The sequence below is a fragment of the Moorena sp. SIO4A1 genome, from assembly GCF_010672065.1.
In the GTDB taxonomy this organism is placed as follows: Bacteria; Cyanobacteriota; Cyanobacteriia; order Cyanobacteriales; family Coleofasciculaceae; genus Moorena.
This window is the reverse complement of the sequence record NZ_JAAHHX010000672.1, coordinates 1-1,520: the sequence shown is the minus strand read 5'-3', so window position 1 is coordinate 1,520 and position 1,520 is coordinate 1. Positions and strand designations below refer to the sequence as shown.

Sequence of the window (1,520 nt, the reverse complement as noted above, 5' to 3'; positions counted from 1 at the left end):
CACACGTGATCATTCACTTGCACGTTGCCTTGTTCAATCAGCTTCTGGATACGAGAGCGAGACAAGTCAGGTGTTTGTTGGGCAATATAGCTGTCAAGGCGATAACTGGGAGTTGAACCAGTAGACTTGCTACTTTCCTGAACTTGCAAGAATTTGATAGAAAGCTGAGGGGTCATTCTTGATCTTTGATTGTCAACCGAACTGAGAATTAGGAATACAGAAGACTTCAATTATGTATTAATTATCAATAATTAACAATTAACAATTAACCAAAAGCGATCGTAAGCATATGCGCTACGCGCAGGCTACGCGAACAGCTATCAGCGGTCAGCTCTCAGCCGTCAGCCGTCAGCCAAAGGCTCAGCCTTGGCCTGTGGCCACGCTGCGCGAACGTGAACAGCCGTCAGCAAAGTGGCACAGGCCACAACCGCTGTGACTTCACTGAGATTAAACAAATGGTTACCTGTTTTATTCAAAAGCACCATCTGTAGCGCTAATCGCTGATAGCTGATAGCTAAAAGCTGATAGCTGAGAGCTGACGGCTGAATGCTTACAAGCGATCAACCATTTTAGAAGTGATTAACCGGATTTGATCTTATTAATTATTTTGGTCAGTAGCAAAGTGCAGCGGTAGGGTAACCGTAAATGTCGTTCCCACCCCAACTTCACTGTTTACAGCAATTTTAGCATTGTGCAAGTCTAAACATTTTTTGACAATTGCTAAACCCAGTCCAGTCCCAGGGATACTGCCAACATTACTTGCTCTTTCAAAGGACTCAAATAGTTTCTCTTGGTCTTTTATAGGAATGCCGATCCCCTGATCTTGAACCTGGATTACTGCGGTCGAAGAATTGCAATTGAGTTCAAATTTGATCGTACCTCCTTCTGGAGAATATTTAATCGCATTTAAGAGCAAATTGTTAACAACATGACTCAACAGTCTTTCATCGATTAGGGCATCTTGACAGCTACCATGACTAATGAACATCAGGTTATGCTTAGAACCCAGGTTAATTTTGATATTTTCGAGTATGTCCTGACACCAAGCAACTAAATCTATGGGTTCTGGCTCAAACTTGAGTTTGCCGGCATCGGCTTTCCCAATCGTTAGAACATCATCCAAAAGTTGAGTCATCCGGAGCACAGCATGCTGAATCTTGTCATGGTGCTTCTGTTTTTTCTCAGGGGATAATTTTTGCTCATAGCGTTGCAGCATTTGAGCAGAAGATTGAATGGTAGTCAGGGGCGTACGAAACTCGTGAGAAACTAATGAAACGAAACCTGAACGCAGTTGACTCAGTTCTTTTTCCTTAGCCAATGCATTAAGAATATCTGCTTCTGCTTGCTTGAGTTCAGTGATATCCCTTCCTACCGCCTGGCATTCGATAAACTGGCCATGTTCATCAAACATAGCTCGATCACTCCACTGCTGCCAGCGAATTTCTCCAGAGTCGAGAAGAACTCGGTGTTCGTAAGTGTTAATCGGATTATCTACAGAAAGAGAACGGAAGTTCCGGGTA

General features: G+C 43.3%; 3 protein-coding genes. 1 reads left to right on the top strand and 2 read right to left on the bottom strand.

Features of this window, described 5'->3' with window-relative positions:
- Positions 1-176: S4 domain-containing protein (locus F6K53_RS41810; RefSeq protein WP_293086318.1), on the bottom strand; the 176-nt coding region annotated here is incomplete at its 3' end.
- Between the two features lie 113 nt (positions 177-289).
- On the opposite strand from F6K53_RS41810, the gene F6K53_RS41805 reads away from it, so the two are divergent.
- Positions 290-436, top strand: a complete 147-nt coding sequence (locus F6K53_RS41805; protein ID WP_293086315.1) for a hypothetical protein — start codon at positions 290-292, stop codon at positions 434-436.
- A gap of 162 nt (positions 437-598) precedes the next feature.
- Here the strand turns inward: F6K53_RS41805 and F6K53_RS41800 are convergent.
- Positions 599-1,520: HAMP domain-containing sensor histidine kinase (locus F6K53_RS41800; protein WP_293086312.1), on the bottom strand; the 922-nt coding region annotated here is incomplete at its 5' end.

What these genes read in the sequence shown, in the direction of transcription:
- F6K53_RS41805 (WP_293086315.1), top strand. Translation starts at nt 290, where the DNA reads ATGCGCTACGCGCAGGCTACGCGAACAGCTATCAGCGGTCAGCTCTCA.